The organism is Bacillus sp. RE35 (assembly GCF_052146655.1).
Classification (GTDB): domain Bacteria; phylum Bacillota; class Bacilli; order Bacillales; family Bacillaceae_G; genus Bacillus_A; species Bacillus_A cereus.
Window position 1 is genome coordinate 2,754,301 of record NZ_CP197377.1, and the last position, 17,144, is coordinate 2,771,444.

Here is a 17,144-nt window from a genome sequence, read left to right on the forward strand (position 1 = left end):
AAGTTAATATAATGTAAAAAATAAAAAAGCTGAATCCCCTTTAGAAATCAGCCTTTATAATTCGATCAACTTTATTCTTTTACAAATTATTATAATGTTTCTTTTTCCTCATCATTTCCGGAAACTAAATTTCCTATAGCATCCGCTGTTACTTCTACTATAAATTCACAAATACCTGCTACAACTTCTCCAATTACTTCATCCATCTTTTTACCCCCTTATTTTATGTAACTTATTTGTAGTATAGAAGAAATTAGCGAATGTAAACTATCGAAAAAGGTGACATAAACCTTACAGAATTATAAGCTCTTTCATCCCTCTGCTTATCCCCTTTGAAACTCCAAGTATTTTTAGCAGACATATAGGCCATCATAAATATGAAGCAAGTAATAATCTAGTGTCAGGAGGCGTTTAATATGTATTACGTAAAATTAATTAAAGGTCAATCTTTCTACGCTTTTGATCATCGTTTCTTGGTGTCTGAAGAAGAAGAGGTTTCAGAGAAAATTTATAATTACTTACGACGTAATGAATTTTTTGAAGTACGTAAAGAAGAATACTCTGCTTAATTACAAAAAGCATTAAGAAGAATATCATCTTATTGTGATATATTCTTAATGCTTTTATGTGAATTTCTTCTTTTCAATAATTGTTGTTGACTCTATTAAATAATCTATTATTTGTCCAAGCTAATTCTTCACTATTTTCATATTCTAGTATATGAGGAGGTGAAGAATATGACTCATATCATTGATTACCAAGCTACTCAACCTATTAGTAAAACTGGTGAAACAACTTTTGCAATCCCAGCTTCTCCAAATAAAGCAATTTTAGCAAATTTGAAATTGAGAATTTCAAGTAGAGATTCACGTAATAATCGAGTAGAATTAATCGCTACAATTGGTGTAGAAGGTATAACTGAGACTTCACAAGTTTTATTCCGAATTTTCCGTGATAACATTGAAATTTTTAATGCGCAAGTAGGTATTGAATCTACAGATTCTGAACAATTCTACGTACAAACATTTCAAGCTATAGATCAAAACGTTAACAGTGGAACACACGAATATTCATTAACTGTAGAAAACCTTACTAGTGGTGCAAGCGCAGAAGTTGTTGGCCCACTATCTTTTAGCGCTTTAGCTATTGGACAAGAGCGTAAATGTTGCTAAGTGAATCTAATATTTAATTTTGTACTTGAGAAAAGCGAGGCGTAGTTATACGTTCTTGCTTTTTTATATGTATCCTTACTTTCTATTAGCTTTAATCATAATTTTTTTACGTTTTGATTCACTTATTTCATCAATTAACACATCAAATTTTTGACCAATCAAAAAGATTGAAATCCAATTATGAAACACGTAATATAGACTCTGACTCTAAAAAAGTTCGTATGAAAAGAATACATAAATAAGGAGGTTTTATATACGAGTTTTTCATTTTAAAAGACGGAGAGGTTTTAATGTTATGTGGCGTAATAAAAACGTTTGGATTGTTTTAATTGGGGAGTTTATTGCAGGTCTAGGATTATGGCTTGGTATTCTTGGCAACCTTGAATTTATGCAAAAATATGTCCCTTCTGATTTCATGAAATCAGTTATATTATTTATCGGACTATTAGCCGGTGTTCTAGTTGGACCTATGGCTGGCCGTGTCATCGATCAGTATGAAAAAAAAAAAGTTCTTCTTTACGCTGGGTTTGGTCGAGTTTTAAGTGTTATTTTCATGTTTTTTGCTATTCAATTTGAAAGTATCGCATTTATGATCGCATTTATGGTTGCTCTTCAAATTTCAGCAGCATTTTATTTCCCTGCATTACAATCTGTAATTCCACTCATCGTACGTGAGCATGAATTATTACAAATGAACGGTGTACATATGAATGTTGGTACAATTGCTCGTATTGCAGGCACTTCACTAGGTGGAATTCTTTTAGTTGTGATGAGTTTACAGTACATGTATGCCTTCTCAATGGCAGCATATGCCTTATTATTCCTCTCGACTTTCTTCCTACAATTCGAAGACAAGAAATCAACAACACCAAGTAAACAAGCTGCAAAAGATAATAGCTTTATGGAAGTATTTCGTATTTTAAAAGGAATTCCTATTGCTTTTACAGCACTTATATTAAGTATCATCCCTCTATTATTTATAGCTGGGTTTAATTTAATGGTTATTAACATTAGCGAAATGCAACATGATCCTACGATTAAAGGGTTCATATATACAATTGAAGGTGTCGCATTTATGTTAGGTGCCTTCGTAATTAAACGTCTATCTGATCATTTCAAACCTGAAAAATTACTATATTTCTTCGCAGTTTGTACTGCTTTTGCACATCTGTCATTGTTCTTTAGCGATATAAAATGGATGGCTCTTACATCATTTGGTTTGTTTGGGTTTAGTGTTGGCTGCTTCTTCCCTATTATGTCGACGATTTTCCAAACGAAAGTGGAAAAAAGTTATCACGGTCGCCTCTTCTCATTCCGTAATATGTTTGAGAGGGTTATGTTCCAAATCGTCTTACTTGGCACAGGCTTCTTCTTAGATACAATTGGGTTACAATATATGGTTCTCATCTTTGGAGTCGTTTCATTATTGATTATTTCTATTTCCCTTTCTAAGCAGAAACATTATGAAAAACAGCATTCGCAATCTGCAAATTTATAAAATAAACAAAGAAGTATGGGTCTAATATTGAATCCATACTTCTTTGTTTTATAATACGCCTATTTATTACGTTTATTGAAATTACCTAAAGGAGTATCCCCCTTTTATTTCGAATAGATTATAAAAAGTACTCTTTATAAAAGGAGTGGTAAAATGTCTGATGGCATCGAAGTATTTATTGTCCTGCTCTTTGCAATTGCTCTGTTTAGCATCCTAAACTTTTTAGCCATTTCCTTATCTGGACATAGTTTTAAAAAAAGAATCGTGGCAGGTTTCATATTTTTACTACTGACTCCCATTATTTTTTTGACTATCGCAACATTTGCTTCTATATTCGATAAAGCAGGATTTGGCGCAGGTACGTTAGCCTTTATGATCGCAAGCGTATATATATTAAATGGAATAGTGATTCTGCTTTCCTCTTTATTTATCCTCAAAAAAGACATAACATAGGCTATAGTACTAGCATGAATCTGACTTTACACTAGATTCATGCTTATTTAATTTCTCTTAAATTTTTATATGAAATTAAATAATTCTTTAAAAAAATTTAAACTTTATTTATTATAATATCCCTATCGTATTCGCACGTTTATTCAAATTTAAAAGAAAGGAGCACAAAATGAAAAAGGTTCTACTTACAATTCCTATACTAATCATCCTACTTAGTGGATGCAGCAATAACGATATATACGGTTCTTGGGAAGTCGTTGACAATAAAAAAGGTGAATGCCCTGTATATTATAAATTTGAAACAGTTGTCAAAAAAGAAAATAAAGAGGAAATTGTGCAAAATTTAGTAGAAATGCAGACAACAAAGAATAAAGACGATTTATATAAAGGCTCATTTGTCAAAAATTCTAATGTATATCACATTGATTATGGTAATTCATTTACATCGGACCAAACTTTAAAAGTTGCCGACGGTACATTAAATGTATACTTTTTGACAGCCGAAAAATTATGCACATATAAAAAGAAATGATTACATTTCAGAGGAGACGCAGAAAATATTTTCTGCGTTATTTCACTTTAGAAATCGGCCACAAAAATAGCCCTTGTTTTCGTATTCTTTTTCATTCAAAACATGAGAAATATACTTAATAAAAACTAGAAAATACCTTAAGTTATATAAAATGAATCCTATAATAGACATTTCAATTAACACATCTACGCTATTTACATCGATACTTTTCAAAATAGGCTAATCCTTCCTCTAAATTTGTCAATCGTTTTAATTTTCATAAAAAAATGATAAAATATAAACATGTGTTTTCAGAATAATTAAAAACGCAGAATGAAAGCACTGTTTTAGGAGGGGTTTTGATGACTTACACGTTAGCAACTAGAATGAAAGCATTCCAATCTTCTATATTTAGTGAATTAGGAGCCTATAAAAAAGAAAAAATTGCAGCAGGTCATAACATGATTGATTTGAGCATCGGAAATCCTGATATGCCGCCCGCTGATTTTGTAAGAGAAACAATGGTACATACAGCGAGTGAGAAAGAGAGCTACGGGTATACATTATCAGGTATTCAAGAATTTCACGAAGCTGTAACTGAATATTACAACAACACTCATAACGTTTTATTAAATGCGGATAAAGAAGTTTTATTATTAATGGGTTCACAAGACGGGCTCGTTCATTTACCTATGGTTTATGCAAATCCAGGTGATATTATATTAGTTCCTGATCCAGGATATACAGCTTATGAAACAGGTATTCAAATGGCTGGTGCAACATCTTACTACATGCCTTTAAAGAAAGAGAATGATTTCTTACCAGACTTAGAAGTCATCCCTGAAGAAATTGCCGATCAAGCAAAGATGATGATTTTAAACTTCCCAGGGAATCCCGTTCCAGCAATGGCTCATGAAGATTTCTTTAAAGAAGTAATCGCATTCGCGAAAAAGCATAATATTATCGTTGTCCATGATTTTGCTTATGCTGAATTTTATTTCGATGGTAATAAGCCAATTAGCTTCCTCTCTGTACCTGGTGCTAAAGAAGTTGGTGTAGAAATCAATTCTTTGTCAAAAAGTTATAGTTTAGCGGGTAGCCGTATTGGATATATGATTGGAAACGAAGAAATTGTTCGTGCACTTACTCAATTTAAATCTAATACCGATTACGGTGTATTTTTACCAATTCAAAAAGCGGCATCTGCAGCACTAAGAAATGGCGCTGCATTTTGTGAGAAAAACCGCAATATTTATCAAGAACGGAGAGATACTTTAGTCGATGGATTCCGAACATTTGGCTGGAATGTCGATAAGCCAGCTGGTAGTATGTTTGTCTGGGCAGAAATTCCACAAGGGTGGACTTCTCTAGACTTCGCTTATGCATTAATGGATCGTGCGAATGTCGTTGTTACACCTGGTCATGCATTTGGACCTCACGGAGAAGGCTTCGTACGTATTGCACTCGTTCAAGATAAAGAAGTGTTGCAACAAGTTGTTGAAAACATTAGAAATAGCGGCATTTTCGTCCTTGAAAAAGTAAATGAATTAGTTAAAAATTAATTCCGACTCCCCTGCTTAACTTTAGCAGGGGTATTATTAATTGGAGGTACTTTCATATGCATATTAAAGACACACTTCCCCATCGTTATCCATTTTTAATGATTGATAAAGTAACAAATGTAAAACAAGATGAATTCGTTACAGGATATAAACTCATTACAAATAACGAATGGTTTATAAATGATAGTCACAAACATATGCCTCATATGTTAATTGTAGAAGCACTTGCTCAGCTTAGTGCATTTGTACATACAAGTAATTCTGAAGGACTAGGATTCCTCTCCTCTTTAGATGGAATTGAATTCCACGGAAAAGCATATCCCGGTGATAAACTTGATTTACATTATGAGCTAACGCGCAATCGCCGAGGTTTTATTCTTGGTAAAGGTATTGCAACTGTAAACGACCAGCCTATTGTAACTATAGAAAAACTATTAATATATCAAGCAGATTAAAGTGTTCCTTATATCAGTTAGAAATATCTATTCTCAACCAATTAAGTAAATAGGAAAACATATTACGTAGTTAGGAGCAGGAAAATGGAACGTACTATCGGTATCGATGCTGGAGGAACATTAACGAAAATAGCTTATTTTAACAAAAAAAAGCTATTAACTTTTGAAAAATTTTATTCGCATGAACAACATAAAATAATAGATTGGATTAAAAACAACAATGGCATAAAACAAATATGTATTACGGGTGGTAAATCGAAACTATTACAGCAACTGCTTACAGGTTCATATAAAATAATAGAGCTAAGCGAATTTGAAGCTACTCTTGCAGGTGTCCAATTCATATTAAAAGAAGAACAACATACTATAAACAATTTTATTTTAACCAATATCGGTACAGGTACTTCTATCCATTATGTTTATAATGAACAATATATTCGCGTTGGTGGAACCGGAGTTGGCGGTGGGACTATTATGGGACTCTCAAAATTGTTAACAAATATAGATCATTTTGAAGATATAATCCCTCTAACAAAAGTAGGATCTAGAAAAGAACTAGATATTACGGTTGGAGATATTTATGGTGGTATTCTTTCCCCTATCGATAATAACTTAACTGCTAGTAACTTCGGAAAAGCAGCCATTACAGAATCAAATAATAGTAGCTCCGATATACTAGCTACTGTACAAGGACTTGTCGGTGAAGTCGTTACTGCATTAAGCCTTCAATTCGCTGAAACAAAAAACATTGAACATATTATTTATATTGGTTCGACTTTATGTAATAACGTACAACTTCAACATATTATTAGTAGCTACACCGAATATCAAAATAAAACACCAATCTTTTTACAAGATGGTGGTAATAGCGGTGCAATTGGTGCATTACTTCATGCTACGAAATAAAAAGCTGACTTTTGTCAGCTTTTTAGAAATGGCACTTCAAATTCAATAATTGATTCCCCGTTCTCTCCAATTCGCTCCACGCTTATTCTATCAATCACACAATTTAACTTCCCATGAAAACTAGGAATCTCCTTCACTACTTCAGCAGCTAATTCGGCACTTTCTTTTCTTCCGACTGTTACATGCGGGATGTACGGAATGTCTTCTTTCAAAAATTGTAATAAAGGTCCTGTATATAGAATATTATGTAGTTCCTCTATTTGTTCTTTCCCCTTTTCAACTCGTAAAAACAAATATTCTCTTTCACTTGTAATTTGATTCGTAAATTCAATTTCTATATTCTGTATCGGTTTTGATACATTTATAATATGTAATTTCAGCTCATCATTTGAAATCGAACTTTCAAATGGGAATACAATTGTAATATGCGGTGAAATTAATCCAAATAAAGGATCATGTTTTTGCCTAATGTCCTCGATTTCGCTAATGAACATGTTGTTTAGAAAAAGTAAAATTGTACGCATTTTTATCCCCTCAACTTTTCCTCATTATAATATGTATCATATTCTATGACAGCCTGCCCTTCAACAACTTGTTTTGCTTACCTGTAAAAATAAAAAAACTTCTCAAATGAGAAGTTTTCATATAGCATGATTATTATTTTCCCGCCAAACTTTTCTAAACTTATACTTTGAACTGTTCCACCACCGGGTAAATGATTAATAATTGCAACCACATCTGAATTATTACCAACGTATGTCCCAGTATATTTCTTAAAATCATCTGACCTAACATCATATATATCTTTTATTCTTTCCCCGTTAGAACAAGCCGTAATGAATAAAAAAATTGTTAGCATAACGATTATGTTATGATGCATATATTTCATTTAGCATCCCCCATTTTTATCGATATTTCGTTAATTACAATATTTACTTTCAAATCCCTTTTTAAATATACGCATTTTAATCAAAATTAAAAATTTTCATTTTTTATGTTTACAATTATCCATTAATTGTATATACTTACTAACGTAAGAAAAAAATTCTAAAAGGAGGTCGAAGGAAATGATGAAATTACAATTACATGCATTAACTTTAGCGTTAACTGCACCTGTGTTTTCTGGACAATTAAATATGAATTCGACCACCCTAATGGAGAATTGAAAATCGTAATTTATTTCATTTAATTCATAAATTCGCCACAGGAGGTCGTATACTTTCCTGTGGCTTTTTCACGCCCAGCCATAGGAGAACTGTATCTTCCTGTGGTTTTTTTGCGCGATTTTTTAGTCTCTTACATTATTTTTCTAAGAAAGGAGCAACATTCAATGACTATTAGCGTATTGTTTTTAAGTATTACGATTCAAAGAAATACAATTTCCAAAGATGAAATTCTTCATAATGAGCAAATTGAAAAAGCTATGAATGATGTTAAGGAGCGCCAAGCACTTTACTGTGATCACCTGTAATTCCTTTTTGAAAGGAGGAATTCATTTATGACTTTTCATATTTTCTTTTTTACGACTATGCTTCAAAAACATACTTTATCTGAAACTGAAATCAATCGTAAACAACAGTTAAAACAACTGACTGATAAAATAACTGACATTAAAAGTTCATACTACACTCAAATGTATTAAAAATATATTTTAAAGGGGTCATATATTCATGAAATTTAAAGCATTCTTTTTAACCATCACCATTCAAAAACGTAAGCTTTCACAGAAAGAGATTTTACGTGAACAACACATCCAAAGCATTATGGACGAAGTAAAAGAGCGCCAATCTTCTTATTACACTCGTCTTTTCTAAATCACTTATAAAGGGGTAATTATTTTATGAAATTTAAAGTATTCTTTTTAACCATTACCATTCAAAAAAATAAATTTTCCGAGTCTGAAATGCTTCATGAGCGACAAATTAATCAGGCTATGGATTCTGTAAAAGAAAGACAAAGTCATTACTGTAGTCACCTATAATTTCTTATTACACTCGTTTTTTCTAAATCATTTATAAAGGGGCAATTATTTTATGAAATTTAAAGTATTCTTTTTAACCATTACCATTCAAAAAAATAAATTTTCTGAGTCTGAAATGCTTCATGAACGACAAATTAATCAGGCTATGAATTCTGTAAAAGAAAGACAAAGTCATTACTGTAGTCATCTGTAATTCCAATTCGAAAGGAGGAATTCACATATGAAGTTTCACCTTTTCTTTTTAACGATTACGATTCAAAAAGAAACAATATCTCAAAATGAATTAAAACAAGAAAGACAATATAAACAAGTTATTGATGAAATTCGAGATCGTAGAAGCAAGTACTACACTCACCTTTAATCGTTTAACTATATAGAATTGAAAGGAGTCGATTATGATGTTGATAGCACGCTGTAAGGAAATGATTTGGATAGTTCAGAGGGATTCCACATAGTTTTATAGAGCTTATATCACACAAGTTTATCACTGAATTTGATGTATAAAAAATATATAATAAAATCAAATCAACCCACTTTTAATTATTTATTTATAAACAAAAGATACACCACTTAAAAAGCGGTGTATCTTCCTCAGTTTTTACTATTTTCGGTTACTTCTCTTCGTCTTAAACAATCTCACTAAGTTCGAAACAACTGTTTTTGTTACTGCATAAACTGGTACTGCTAAAATCATTCCGATAATTCCCGCAAAGTTACCTACCCCTAAAATTAAAATAATAATTGTTAGTGGATGAATATTTAATTTCGAGCTCATAATACGTGGTGAAATAATATTACTTTCAAACTGTTGTACAATTGTTACGATAATAATTACGTATAAGGCTTGCATCGGAGATACGAACAGTCCTACAATAACAGCTGGTGCTGCCCCGATAAATGGACCTAAGTTAGGAATGATGTTTGTAAATGCTGCGATAATTCCTAAAACGAAAGCGTACGGTAAATCAATAATTAAATAACCGATAAAAGTAAACGCACCTACAAATATACAAACGAGCGCTTGCCCTTGAATATATGCAGATAATGTTTCGTTCGTTTCCTTAATGATACGAAGCCCCTCTTCACGGTAAGATTCTGGTAATAAACTTACCGCTTTTCCTGGAAAGGCATGTCCATCTTTAAACATGTAAAATAAAATGAACGGTACAGTAAATACAACTAATGCAACGTTCGTGATAATACCAAATAAAGCCGTTGCACTCGACGTAATTGTATTTGGTATATCTTTTAAGTATTCAATCGCATTTTTTTCAATTGTTTCAATGGAAACGTAGTTTTGTGTAGATAACCATTCAAACAACCTATGATGTGATAATTCTTGTATGTATACTTTTCCCTCTTTTATGTAGCCTGGCATATTTTTTACTAAGTCCATTAGCTGTTGTGAAATCGTAGGAACAACTACTCCAACGCCAACCGCAGTTAATGTTATGATAAAAAGATATAACAGCAATATCGCTAAATTTCTAGGTACTTTTTTATTCTCCAAAAAGATTAATACAGGATTAAATATGAAGTATAAAAAAAGCGCGATTAAGATTGGGAAAAATAATGTTGATATGAAGATACCAATCGGTTGAAATAAAAATGATATTTTTGTGCAAATAAATATGATTCCTACAACCATTAGCACTTCTAATGTCCAAAAGTGCACTTTTGATTTCAAAAAAATGGCCTCCTTTAAACTAGCACTTCTCTTCATTGTACCAAAATAAGTATGAATTTCACATAATATTTTCCTTTACAATATTCCAAAATACCAATAAATACACTACAATGAGATTACATACAAATTTGCAGGTAAAGGTGATAAAAATGACACAATGCATCATTTGCAGAAAAGATACGAAAGAACTTAGTGAACAATATGTCATTCCAGAAATATTATGTGGATATTATTTCACAAACTCAATTTGTGATACTTGTCATGAACAAATGACAACAAATATTGATCGTCCTTTAATTAGGCATAAATTGAGTCAATTTAAGATTGAACAAATGAAAAGACAAATTGATTCCCCACTCTATACGAATGAGCACGGTGAGGAACTTGCGGCTGCTGAGACTGATGTTGTCGAAGTAAGCGACGAAATTCTTTATTCTAATGCATTAATTATGAAACTATGTAAAAAGCACGATATTTCCTTACATAATGAAATTTGGAAAGAGGAACGTGTAACGAAAGTAGCGAGTTCTATTCAACGTGAATTACTATTAGATAACCGTAAATATAAAATGAGTATATTAAAAATGGCTTATACATTCGCTGTACAAGCAGTTGATGGCTATTTTGAAGATCAAGATGCAATTGATATTTCTACCATTCTCTCAAATGCAGATTTCGTGGAACTAAAAGAAAAAAGCATTGTACGTGATTTAAGCAAAAGTTCTTTATGGAATACGCTAAATACAAGTAGTGAAAATCATTACTTTATTTTACTTAGCGATAAAGACGGTCTGTTTTGCTTCATTCGTTTGTTTGACATCTTTGATGTTGTCGTTCATTTATCAGAAAAAAGATTTGACCTTCCATCACCCATTGTCGGTGTAAATAATGTGAATACACAGAAATTTTATGTCCAAAGTTTAAAACAGTATATGGATGGGCTGTTCAAAGAAAAAGCACCTACTATATAATAGATACCAGAACATACGGTCTCCTTTCTTGATGAAAAGACACTGTGTTATAATGAGTATGAAAAGAACAATACAATCACATAAACCAATTATAAATTGTATATAAATAAAAAAGACTAGTGTGCGGCTACACACTAGTCCACGTAACTTAGCAGATTGGATTGTTCATTTATCCTATTTGTTTCTTACAAACAAAACAACCCACATTCTATAGGCATAGGTGGGTTGTTATTTTTTGAGCTTGTCTATTAAAACGACGACGAACGTTAACAATGCAACGAGAAACAGTCCACCCTGCAGTAGCAACGCTATTTCACTCACGTATTATCACCCCCCTCCTACTCGGAGAAGTGATAATTGAACAACCAACCGCACCTTAAGTTACCCTTTGATTTTACCATATTTTCTAATAATTTACGATGAAAACCCGCAAGCGAATAACTTGCGGATTTTTTATACCCTATTAACAGGCAGTAAACAAAATGAAGCAATAAATAAGTGAAACTTTATTTCTCACTATTTTTTTAATGCATATGCATCAGCAATCATTTCACCAACAATTTTATTTTCTTCTTTCTTCTTGTCTTTCAATAATGGGAATAACAATTCTGCCACTTCATACGCTTCTTCTAAATGCGGATATCCTGATAAAACAAACGTATCAATTCCTAACGATTCATATTCTTTTATCCTTTCTGCTACTGTATGCGGATCGCCTACAAGTGCAGTACCTGCCCCACCTCTTACAAGTCCGATACCAGCCCATAAATTAGGGCTTATCTCTAACGACTCTCTCGTACCTTTATTTAAATGTGTCATCCGTTTTTGACCAACCGAATCATATCTTGCAAATGTCTTTTGAGCAAGCTCAATTGTTTCATTATCCACATATTGAATTAAACGTTCGGCCTCTTCCCATGCTTCTTCTTCTGTCTCTCTTACAATTACGTGTAATCTAATGCCAAATCGGACTGTACGCCCCTTCTCTTCTGCAAGTTTTCTTACTTCTTCTACTTTTTCTTTTACTTGCTCTGGCGGCTCTCCCCACGTTAAATATACATTACTATGTTCAGCTGCTACTTCTTTTCCAGCAGCTGATGATCCTCCGAAATATATAGGAGGATATGGCGTTTGAACTGGTGGGAATACAACTTTACTATCTGTAACTTGAATATGTTTTCCTTCTAAAGAGATCGTTTCACCTTGCAATGTCGATTTCCAAACTTTTAAAAATCCATCCGCTGCTTCATACCTTTCATCATGATCAAGATATAATCCATCTCCTTGTAGTTCAACTGGATCTCCTCCAGCTACTACATTAATAAGCAGTCTCCCATCTGAAATTCTATCAAATGTAGATGCCATCCTCGCTGCAACTGTAGGGGACATTAGTCCTGGTCTCACTGCTACTAAAAATTTTAATTTTTCTGTTTCAGCAGCAAGAGCTGAAGCTAACACCCAAGGGTCTTCACATCCTTGACCAGTTGGAAGTAAAACACCCGTATATCCTAAATAATCAGCTGCCGCAGCAACTTGCTTATAATAACCATATTCAGCTGCTCTTCCTCGTTTTGTCGTTCCTAAATATCGACCATCTCCATAAGCCGGAATAAACCATAATAATTCCATGCCTTTACACACCCCTTATTTATTTTGAATCGTATACTAACACATTCTATATAAATTACCCCTAATAATTTATATGTTAATTCCCAGTCTCACCTTTAAAATTATCTCGCCATCTTAAAAACTTCGCTTCTAGTAAACGTACTAGAGAGTCAGAAAACTTCCCAACAAATGCAAAGATAATTATGCCGACAAATACGATATCTGTATTTGAAAATTGCCTTGCATCCATAATCATATAACCAATACCTTCTGTAGATCCCATAAGTTCTGCTACTACTAAACTCACCCATGCAACACCTAACGATAACCTTGCTCCTAGTAAAAGGTTAGGCAATGCAGATGGTAAAATGAGTTTCGTAATTAGTTTTCTTTTGCTAAACTCTAACACTCTCGCTACATCAAATAACTTTGAATCCACACCTCTAATACCTAAAAATGCGTTTACGTATAAAGGAAAAAATGCACCATCTGCAATTAATAACACTTTCGATGTTTCACCAAAACCGAACCATAATACGAAAAGTGGCGCAACAGCTAGATGAGGTACAGTTCTTAACATTTGCACAGATGGATCTAAATATTGCTCACTTCTCGTTGAAAATCCAACAATCGTTCCTAAAATGATTCCTAAGCCCCCACCAATAAAGAAACCAGCCGCAGCCCTGAATACACTAATACTTAAATGGCCGAATAACTCTCCTGTTTTAATAAGCTCTTGGAAAGCTAAAAAAATATCTAATGGTGTTGGTAAAACTGTTTTAGAAACAAGGCCGAATACGCCAGCTAACTGCCAAATTATTAATATAATAACCGGTATAGTAATTGCCCTTACTAAAACTTTTACATTTAACTTTCGCACATTCTTAACTCTGTTTTTCTCAATCGTTATACTCGCTGGTTTCATAACAGCTTTCGTATTTTCCACTTTACAAAACCTCTTTTCACTTCGCTTTCAATGCTTTTTCTACGAAAGAATTATCTACAACTTTTTCCGCCTTAGTTTCTTTTTTTATAGAACCAAGCTTATATTGAAAATCCGCTGTCTTTTGTTGTTCTGCTATTATTTCCTTCGTTACCGGAACTAAAATTGGTTTGTCGTGATTAAACACTTCTTTTACGATCTCCGCATCTATCTTTTTTACAGAAGTATATACTTTTATTGCTTCATCTAAGTTAGCATCTTGCCATACACGTGCTTTCTCATAAACTTTGAGGAATTTCTCAACTAATTCTGGATGTTCTTTCGCAAATTTTGTTCTCGTAATTAAAAATTCTGGTGAAGAGACATTTAATGTTTCACCGTCTGCAATCACCTTCGCACCTTTATTTAACGTATGTAATGATATGAAAGGGTCCCAAATCGCCCATGCATCTACTGATCCTGATTCAAATGCAGGCTGCGCTTCATCTGGTTGTAATTGAATGACATTTACCTCTTTTGCATCAATCCCTTCTTTATCAAGTGCTCGATACAATAAATTAAAGGCACTACTTCCTTTTGCTACTGCAATTTTTTTACCTTTTAACTCTTTTACACTCGCAATCTTGCTATCTTTTTGAACGAGAATTCCAGTTCCTTTTCTCGCATAACTTGTATTGGCGATTTCGGTAAATCCAATACCTGCTGCTTGCGCTGAAATGACTGGAGAATTCCCTACTTCACCAAAGTCTAATCGGTTTGATGCGATTGCTTCAAAATAAGGAGGTCCACTTTGGAACTCTGTCCATTTCACTTTAACTCCTTCTTTTTTAAACTCCTCTTCAAACCACCCCTTTTTCTTTGCTAGTAATAGCGGGCTTAACCCTTGCTGTATACCAATTTGTATTGTTACATCTTCTTTCTTACTACTTGCTGTACTTTTTTCACATCCTAATAAACATACTGATATAGCTAAAGCAAAAGAAAGAATTTTAAATTTTTTATACATATAAAATCACCCTTTTCCTATATACTTGTTTGAATCAACCCTCCATATTCAAACTGCTGTAATACTTTCGTTCGAAGTTGTTGGAACGATTGAGAAGTTTTATTTCGCGGATAAGGCAAATTATTTTCAATCACTTTATGTATTTTCCCTGGTTTTGCACTCATAATGATGATTCGGTTTGAAAGATATATCGCTTCGTCTATATCATGTGTAACGAATATCATTGTTGTTTTCTTCTGCTCCCAAATATTTAGCAATACTTCTTGTAAATGACTTCGAGTAAAAGCATCCAGCGCTCCAAAAGGTTCATCAAGTAATAATACATTTGGATCTCTTAATAACGCTCTCGCTATCGCAACACGTTGTGACATCCCGCCTGAAATTTCTTTCGGATACGATTTTTCAAAGCCATCTAACCGAACGATTTCAACCCATTCTCTCACCTTATCTTTCACATACTTATCTTTTAACGACAAATCTGCCGCTATATTTTCTTCAACTGTTAACCATGGAAAAAGCCTATGTTCTTGAAAAATAAAACCTTGTTTCTTGCTCGTTTTTAAGATAGGCTCCCCGTCAATAACAACTTCACCTTCAAAATCATTATCTAGACCTGCAACAATTTTTAGTAATGTACTTTTTCCGCACCCACTCGGACCAATTACTGTAACAAAATCCCCTTCCTCTAATTGAAAATTAATATTCTCTAGCACTTGAACCGTACCAGTTTGTTTCAAAAAATATTTTGATACCCCATCAATTGAAACAGTCATTTCTTCCCCCCCTTAAAATGATTCATATAAATGAACAGATTCAGTATTTGTGCAATAAAAAAACCAAAGGCATTTTATCTGTTGATAAAATGCCTTTGGTTTCTCCAATCAGCAATACGTTATGGAATTAAGTACATATTATACAAATATTTCCGATAAGTCAACTAGGTTTTATTAAAACATACATATGATTTGTTTGAACATTTTACTTTTGTTTATTTAAACGACGTTTACTTACTATTTTTTCTGATCTTTAATCCACTGTAACCAATAAGAAAACTCACACGCTAAATGCATTTGATGGGATTTAATTAGACTATTAGGACAAAGGGCTGGGAACTCAACAACTAGACTTACTTCTATCCCTGTATCAGTATCTTTAAATTGATGTCGAACTCCACCAATAGTAGTACCATCTTTCATACGTGCAACACCTGTTGATTGGTATTGATAAGATTTATCTCTCGGTGTTTTCAATCCGGTTTCGTCACCAAAAACAATGAAAAATTGAACTGGAAACGGAGAATTACCAGTAGTTTCGATAACCTCTAATTCATTTTCCCCAAAGGGTCTTAGTACATAGTGATCAGGACAAGCAGATAAATTCACTTTGTTATTTTCACGTGATTGTTCAAGCATCAAACTATCAATTCCATGTATAGCTACTTCTGCTGTAATCCCGTCTAAATAAATACTAGTTTTTGAAAATTTTCGTCTATCGCCAGATAAAAGAGTACAGATATGCATACCTAATGCACTTAATCTAAGTTTTGATTTCAACTTTTCGTACATTTCATTGTATGTATATCGCAACTTTATTTCCGTTAGCTGTTTTATCATGACGTCTGTATCATTTATTTCAAGCTCTTTATGTCCTAATGTATATAATACTTTTTTTATCCGTTCTCTTTTCCATTTTATAAGTTGCTCTTGTGAGATATTATTTCCATCGATAATAATTTTCATAAACTTTCTCCTTCCTTTTGATTGTATCGTAGTGTAGTTAATACTAAATTAACCATTTCATGTTTTGTATCTAGATTCAACTTTACTTCTGAATGAGCAATACTGCTAAGACCGTATAAAATAAATCCAGAAGCTAATAATGAGTTATCAGTATAAAAAATCCCTGTTTTCACTCCCTCTTCAATTACTTGTCTAATTAACGGTTGCATACGTGCGAATAATTTCTGTTCCAGTTGAAAATGTTGTTCCGTCTGAAACGAACTCACATTTTTATAGGGTGCTAACTTTTCAATAAATGTCCAAAATATATCTAGTGAATCTTTCATCTTTTGCATGACAGACCGTTCATTTGAAACAAGTATTTCTTCAATTAACTCCATATTTTTCACAATACAGTCATTTAAAACTTCATCAACAAAATTCTCTTTAGACTTGAAGTAATAATAAAATAAGCCCGTTGCTACACCTGCATGATTCACAACATCTTTTATGCCAAATCCTTTCATACCATTTTTCATATATAGTTCAAAACCAATATCCATTAACTCTTGGCGTCTTACATCTGGTTCTTTTGATATTCTTTTCATACGTCATCTCCTACAATGTTTTCACCACGACTGAATCTGATTCAATCATAAACGACTGAACTTGA

Annotated in this window: 24 protein-coding genes and 1 pseudogene; 15 read left to right on the plus strand and 10 right to left on the minus strand. The window is 32.9% G+C overall.

All coding sequences use genetic code 11. From position 1 onward, the window contains the following. The first annotated feature begins 416 nt into the window (after positions 1–416). The 8 genes from ACTL4X_RS14295 to coaW all read left to right on the plus strand — a co-directional run bounded on the left by ACTL4X_RS14295 (position 417) and on the right by coaW (position 6,557). Positions 417–569, plus strand: coding sequence for a YqbF domain-containing protein (locus ACTL4X_RS14295; protein WP_000291905.1), 153 nt, complete (start codon positions 417–419; stop codon positions 567–569). 168 nt (positions 570–737) lie between these two features. Further along, positions 738–1,172, plus strand: coding sequence for an exosporium protein ExsC (gene exsC / locus ACTL4X_RS14300; RefSeq protein ID WP_000148796.1), 435 nt, complete (start codon positions 738–740; stop codon positions 1,170–1,172). A 295-nt stretch (positions 1,173–1,467) separates the two neighbouring features. Next, complete coding sequence (locus tag ACTL4X_RS14305) at positions 1,468–2,670, plus strand: MFS transporter (protein WP_000269261.1); 1,203 nt, start codon at positions 1,468–1,470, stop codon at positions 2,668–2,670. 153 nt (positions 2,671–2,823) lie between these two features. Beyond that, positions 2,824–3,123 carry a hypothetical protein gene (locus ACTL4X_RS14310; RefSeq protein ID WP_001279462.1) on the plus strand — a complete coding sequence of 100 codons (300 nt, stop codon included), beginning with the start codon at positions 2,824–2,826 and terminating at the stop codon, positions 3,121–3,123. A gap of 169 nt (positions 3,124–3,292) precedes the next feature. Continuing rightward, positions 3,293–3,655: a hypothetical protein gene (locus tag ACTL4X_RS14315; protein WP_000757017.1), complete on the plus strand. Its 363-nt coding sequence runs from the start codon at positions 3,293–3,295 to the stop codon at positions 3,653–3,655. Positions 3,656–3,996: 341 nt separating this feature from the next. Beyond that, entirely contained in the window at positions 3,997–5,196 is a 1,200-nt protein-coding gene (locus ACTL4X_RS14320; protein ID WP_000222697.1) for an LL-diaminopimelate aminotransferase, read from the plus strand. Positions 5,197–5,252: 56 nt separating this feature from the next. Next, complete coding sequence (locus ACTL4X_RS14325) at positions 5,253–5,651, plus strand: 3-hydroxyacyl-ACP dehydratase FabZ family protein (protein WP_000547650.1); 399 nt, start codon at positions 5,253–5,255, stop codon at positions 5,649–5,651. An 84-nt stretch (positions 5,652–5,735) separates the two neighbouring features. Then, on the plus strand, positions 5,736–6,557 hold the full coding sequence (gene coaW / locus ACTL4X_RS14330; RefSeq protein WP_000442505.1) for a type II pantothenate kinase: 822 nt from the start codon (positions 5,736–5,738) through the stop codon (positions 6,555–6,557). A 14-nt stretch (positions 6,558–6,571) separates the two neighbouring features. Here the strand turns inward: coaW and ACTL4X_RS14335 are convergent, their stop codons facing one another. Further along, positions 6,572–7,081, minus strand: coding sequence for a 2'-5' RNA ligase family protein (locus ACTL4X_RS14335; protein WP_001259199.1), 510 nt, complete (start codon positions 7,079–7,081; stop codon positions 6,572–6,574). Between the two features lie 134 nt (positions 7,082–7,215). Next, a pseudogene (locus ACTL4X_RS14340) lies at positions 7,216–7,446 on the minus strand (DUF4825 domain-containing protein); the annotation flags it as partial. Between the two features lie 441 nt (positions 7,447–7,887). Between ACTL4X_RS14340 and ACTL4X_RS14345 the strand changes: the two are divergent. Genes ACTL4X_RS14345 through ACTL4X_RS14370 form a run of 6 tightly spaced genes read left to right on the plus strand, consistent with a single transcriptional unit; the run spans position 7,888 to position 8,899 of the window. After that, complete coding sequence (locus ACTL4X_RS14345; protein ID WP_000156193.1) at positions 7,888–8,028, plus strand: YrzI family small protein; 141 nt, start codon at positions 7,888–7,890, stop codon at positions 8,026–8,028. A gap of 27 nt (positions 8,029–8,055) precedes the next feature. Continuing rightward, entirely contained in the window at positions 8,056–8,199 is a 144-nt protein-coding gene (locus ACTL4X_RS14350) for a YrzI family small protein (protein ID WP_000142710.1), read from the plus strand. Between the two features lie 28 nt (positions 8,200–8,227). Continuing rightward, entirely contained in the window at positions 8,228–8,371 is a 144-nt protein-coding gene (locus tag ACTL4X_RS14355; RefSeq protein ID WP_000668965.1) for a YrzI family small protein, read from the plus strand. A gap of 26 nt (positions 8,372–8,397) precedes the next feature. Next, a complete protein-coding gene (locus ACTL4X_RS14360; protein WP_000669805.1) occupies positions 8,398–8,538 on the plus strand; it encodes a YrzI family small protein in 141 nt (46 codons plus the stop codon). A 52-nt stretch (positions 8,539–8,590) separates the two neighbouring features. Continuing rightward, on the plus strand, positions 8,591–8,731 hold the full coding sequence (locus ACTL4X_RS14365; RefSeq protein WP_000669806.1) for a YrzI family small protein: 141 nt from the start codon (positions 8,591–8,593) through the stop codon (positions 8,729–8,731). A gap of 27 nt (positions 8,732–8,758) precedes the next feature. Next, the gene (locus ACTL4X_RS14370) at positions 8,759–8,899 is read left to right on the plus strand and encodes a YrzI family small protein (protein WP_000668497.1); all 141 of its coding nucleotides are present in this window, start codon (positions 8,759–8,761) and stop codon (positions 8,897–8,899) included. A 240-nt stretch (positions 8,900–9,139) separates the two neighbouring features. Here ACTL4X_RS14370 and ACTL4X_RS14375 read toward each other — a convergent pair whose 3' ends face one another. Then, positions 9,140–10,225 (minus strand): AI-2E family transporter, encoded by a 1,086-nt coding sequence (locus ACTL4X_RS14375; protein WP_000837892.1) that lies wholly within the window; start codon positions 10,223–10,225, stop codon positions 9,140–9,142. A 149-nt stretch (positions 10,226–10,374) separates the two neighbouring features. Between ACTL4X_RS14375 and ACTL4X_RS14380 the strand changes: the two genes are divergently transcribed. After that, positions 10,375–11,196 carry an HNH endonuclease gene (locus ACTL4X_RS14380; RefSeq protein ID WP_000189709.1) on the plus strand — a complete coding sequence of 274 codons (822 nt, stop codon included), beginning with the start codon at positions 10,375–10,377 and terminating at the stop codon, positions 11,194–11,196. 228 nt (positions 11,197–11,424) lie between these two features. On the opposite strand, the gene ACTL4X_RS14385 is transcribed toward ACTL4X_RS14380, so the two are convergent. The 7 genes from ACTL4X_RS14385 to ACTL4X_RS14415 form a co-directional block, all read right to left on the minus strand. Then, positions 11,425–11,517, minus strand: a complete 93-nt coding sequence (locus ACTL4X_RS14385; protein ID WP_001289320.1) for a putative holin-like toxin — start codon at positions 11,515–11,517, stop codon at positions 11,425–11,427. A 195-nt stretch (positions 11,518–11,712) separates the two neighbouring features. Continuing rightward, positions 11,713–12,825, minus strand: a complete 1,113-nt coding sequence (ssuD, locus tag ACTL4X_RS14390) for an FMNH2-dependent alkanesulfonate monooxygenase (RefSeq protein ID WP_441394909.1) — start codon at positions 12,823–12,825, stop codon at positions 11,713–11,715. Positions 12,826–12,901: 76 nt separating this feature from the next. Continuing rightward, positions 12,902–13,750, minus strand: a complete 849-nt coding sequence (locus ACTL4X_RS14395) for an ABC transporter permease (RefSeq protein WP_000432128.1) — start codon at positions 13,748–13,750, stop codon at positions 12,902–12,904. A 16-nt stretch (positions 13,751–13,766) separates the two neighbouring features. Further along, positions 13,767–14,753, minus strand: a complete 987-nt coding sequence (locus tag ACTL4X_RS14400; protein WP_060852027.1) for an aliphatic sulfonate ABC transporter substrate-binding protein — start codon at positions 14,751–14,753, stop codon at positions 13,767–13,769. 17 nt (positions 14,754–14,770) lie between these two features. Then, entirely contained in the window at positions 14,771–15,526 is a 756-nt protein-coding gene (locus ACTL4X_RS14405) for an ABC transporter ATP-binding protein (protein ID WP_000218576.1), read from the minus strand. 237 nt (positions 15,527–15,763) lie between these two features. Next, positions 15,764–16,492 (minus strand): hypothetical protein, encoded by a 729-nt coding sequence (locus tag ACTL4X_RS14410; RefSeq protein WP_000691334.1) that lies wholly within the window; start codon positions 16,490–16,492, stop codon positions 15,764–15,766. Then, entirely contained in the window at positions 16,489–17,079 is a 591-nt protein-coding gene (locus ACTL4X_RS14415; RefSeq protein ID WP_048656711.1) for a TetR/AcrR family transcriptional regulator, read from the minus strand. The genes ACTL4X_RS14410 and ACTL4X_RS14415 overlap by 4 nt, the downstream gene beginning before the upstream one ends. Positions 17,080–17,144 lie beyond the last annotated feature (65 nt).

What these genes read in the sequence shown, in the direction of transcription:
- ACTL4X_RS14295 (WP_000291905.1), top strand. Translation starts at nt 417, where the DNA reads ATGTATTACGTAAAATTAATTAAAGGTCAATCTTTCTACGCTTTTGAT.
- ACTL4X_RS14360 (WP_000669805.1), top strand. Translation starts at nt 8,398, where the DNA reads ATGAAATTTAAAGTATTCTTTTTAACCATTACCATTCAAAAAAATAAA.
- ACTL4X_RS14350 (WP_000142710.1), top strand. Translation starts at nt 8,056, where the DNA reads ATGACTTTTCATATTTTCTTTTTTACGACTATGCTTCAAAAACATACT.
- ACTL4X_RS14305 (WP_000269261.1), top strand. Translation starts at nt 1,468, where the DNA reads ATGTGGCGTAATAAAAACGTTTGGATTGTTTTAATTGGGGAGTTTATT.
- ssuD (WP_441394909.1), bottom strand. Translation starts at nt 12,825, where the DNA reads ATGGAATTATTATGGTTTATTCCGGCTTATGGAGATGGTCGATATTTA.
- ACTL4X_RS14410 (WP_000691334.1), bottom strand. Translation starts at nt 16,492, where the DNA reads ATGAAAATTATTATCGATGGAAATAATATCTCACAAGAGCAACTTATA.
- ACTL4X_RS14355 (WP_000668965.1), top strand. Translation starts at nt 8,228, where the DNA reads ATGAAATTTAAAGCATTCTTTTTAACCATCACCATTCAAAAACGTAAG.
- ACTL4X_RS14335 (WP_001259199.1), bottom strand. Translation starts at nt 7,081, where the DNA reads ATGCGTACAATTTTACTTTTTCTAAACAACATGTTCATTAGCGAAATC.
- ACTL4X_RS14415 (WP_048656711.1), bottom strand. Translation starts at nt 17,079, where the DNA reads ATGAAAAGAATATCAAAAGAACCAGATGTAAGACGCCAAGAGTTAATG.
- ACTL4X_RS14400 (WP_060852027.1), bottom strand. Translation starts at nt 14,753, where the DNA reads ATGTATAAAAAATTTAAAATTCTTTCTTTTGCTTTAGCTATATCAGTA.
- coaW (WP_000442505.1), top strand. Translation starts at nt 5,736, where the DNA reads ATGGAACGTACTATCGGTATCGATGCTGGAGGAACATTAACGAAAATA.
- ACTL4X_RS14310 (WP_001279462.1), top strand. Translation starts at nt 2,824, where the DNA reads ATGTCTGATGGCATCGAAGTATTTATTGTCCTGCTCTTTGCAATTGCT.
- ACTL4X_RS14365 (WP_000669806.1), top strand. Translation starts at nt 8,591, where the DNA reads ATGAAATTTAAAGTATTCTTTTTAACCATTACCATTCAAAAAAATAAA.
- ACTL4X_RS14370 (WP_000668497.1), top strand. Translation starts at nt 8,759, where the DNA reads ATGAAGTTTCACCTTTTCTTTTTAACGATTACGATTCAAAAAGAAACA.
- ACTL4X_RS14380 (WP_000189709.1), top strand. Translation starts at nt 10,375, where the DNA reads ATGACACAATGCATCATTTGCAGAAAAGATACGAAAGAACTTAGTGAA.
- ACTL4X_RS14320 (WP_000222697.1), top strand. Translation starts at nt 3,997, where the DNA reads ATGACTTACACGTTAGCAACTAGAATGAAAGCATTCCAATCTTCTATA.
- ACTL4X_RS14345 (WP_000156193.1), top strand. Translation starts at nt 7,888, where the DNA reads ATGACTATTAGCGTATTGTTTTTAAGTATTACGATTCAAAGAAATACA.
- ACTL4X_RS14325 (WP_000547650.1), top strand. Translation starts at nt 5,253, where the DNA reads ATGCATATTAAAGACACACTTCCCCATCGTTATCCATTTTTAATGATT.
- exsC (WP_000148796.1), top strand. Translation starts at nt 738, where the DNA reads ATGACTCATATCATTGATTACCAAGCTACTCAACCTATTAGTAAAACT.
- ACTL4X_RS14315 (WP_000757017.1), top strand. Translation starts at nt 3,293, where the DNA reads ATGAAAAAGGTTCTACTTACAATTCCTATACTAATCATCCTACTTAGT.
- ACTL4X_RS14405 (WP_000218576.1), bottom strand. Translation starts at nt 15,526, where the DNA reads ATGACTGTTTCAATTGATGGGGTATCAAAATATTTTTTGAAACAAACT.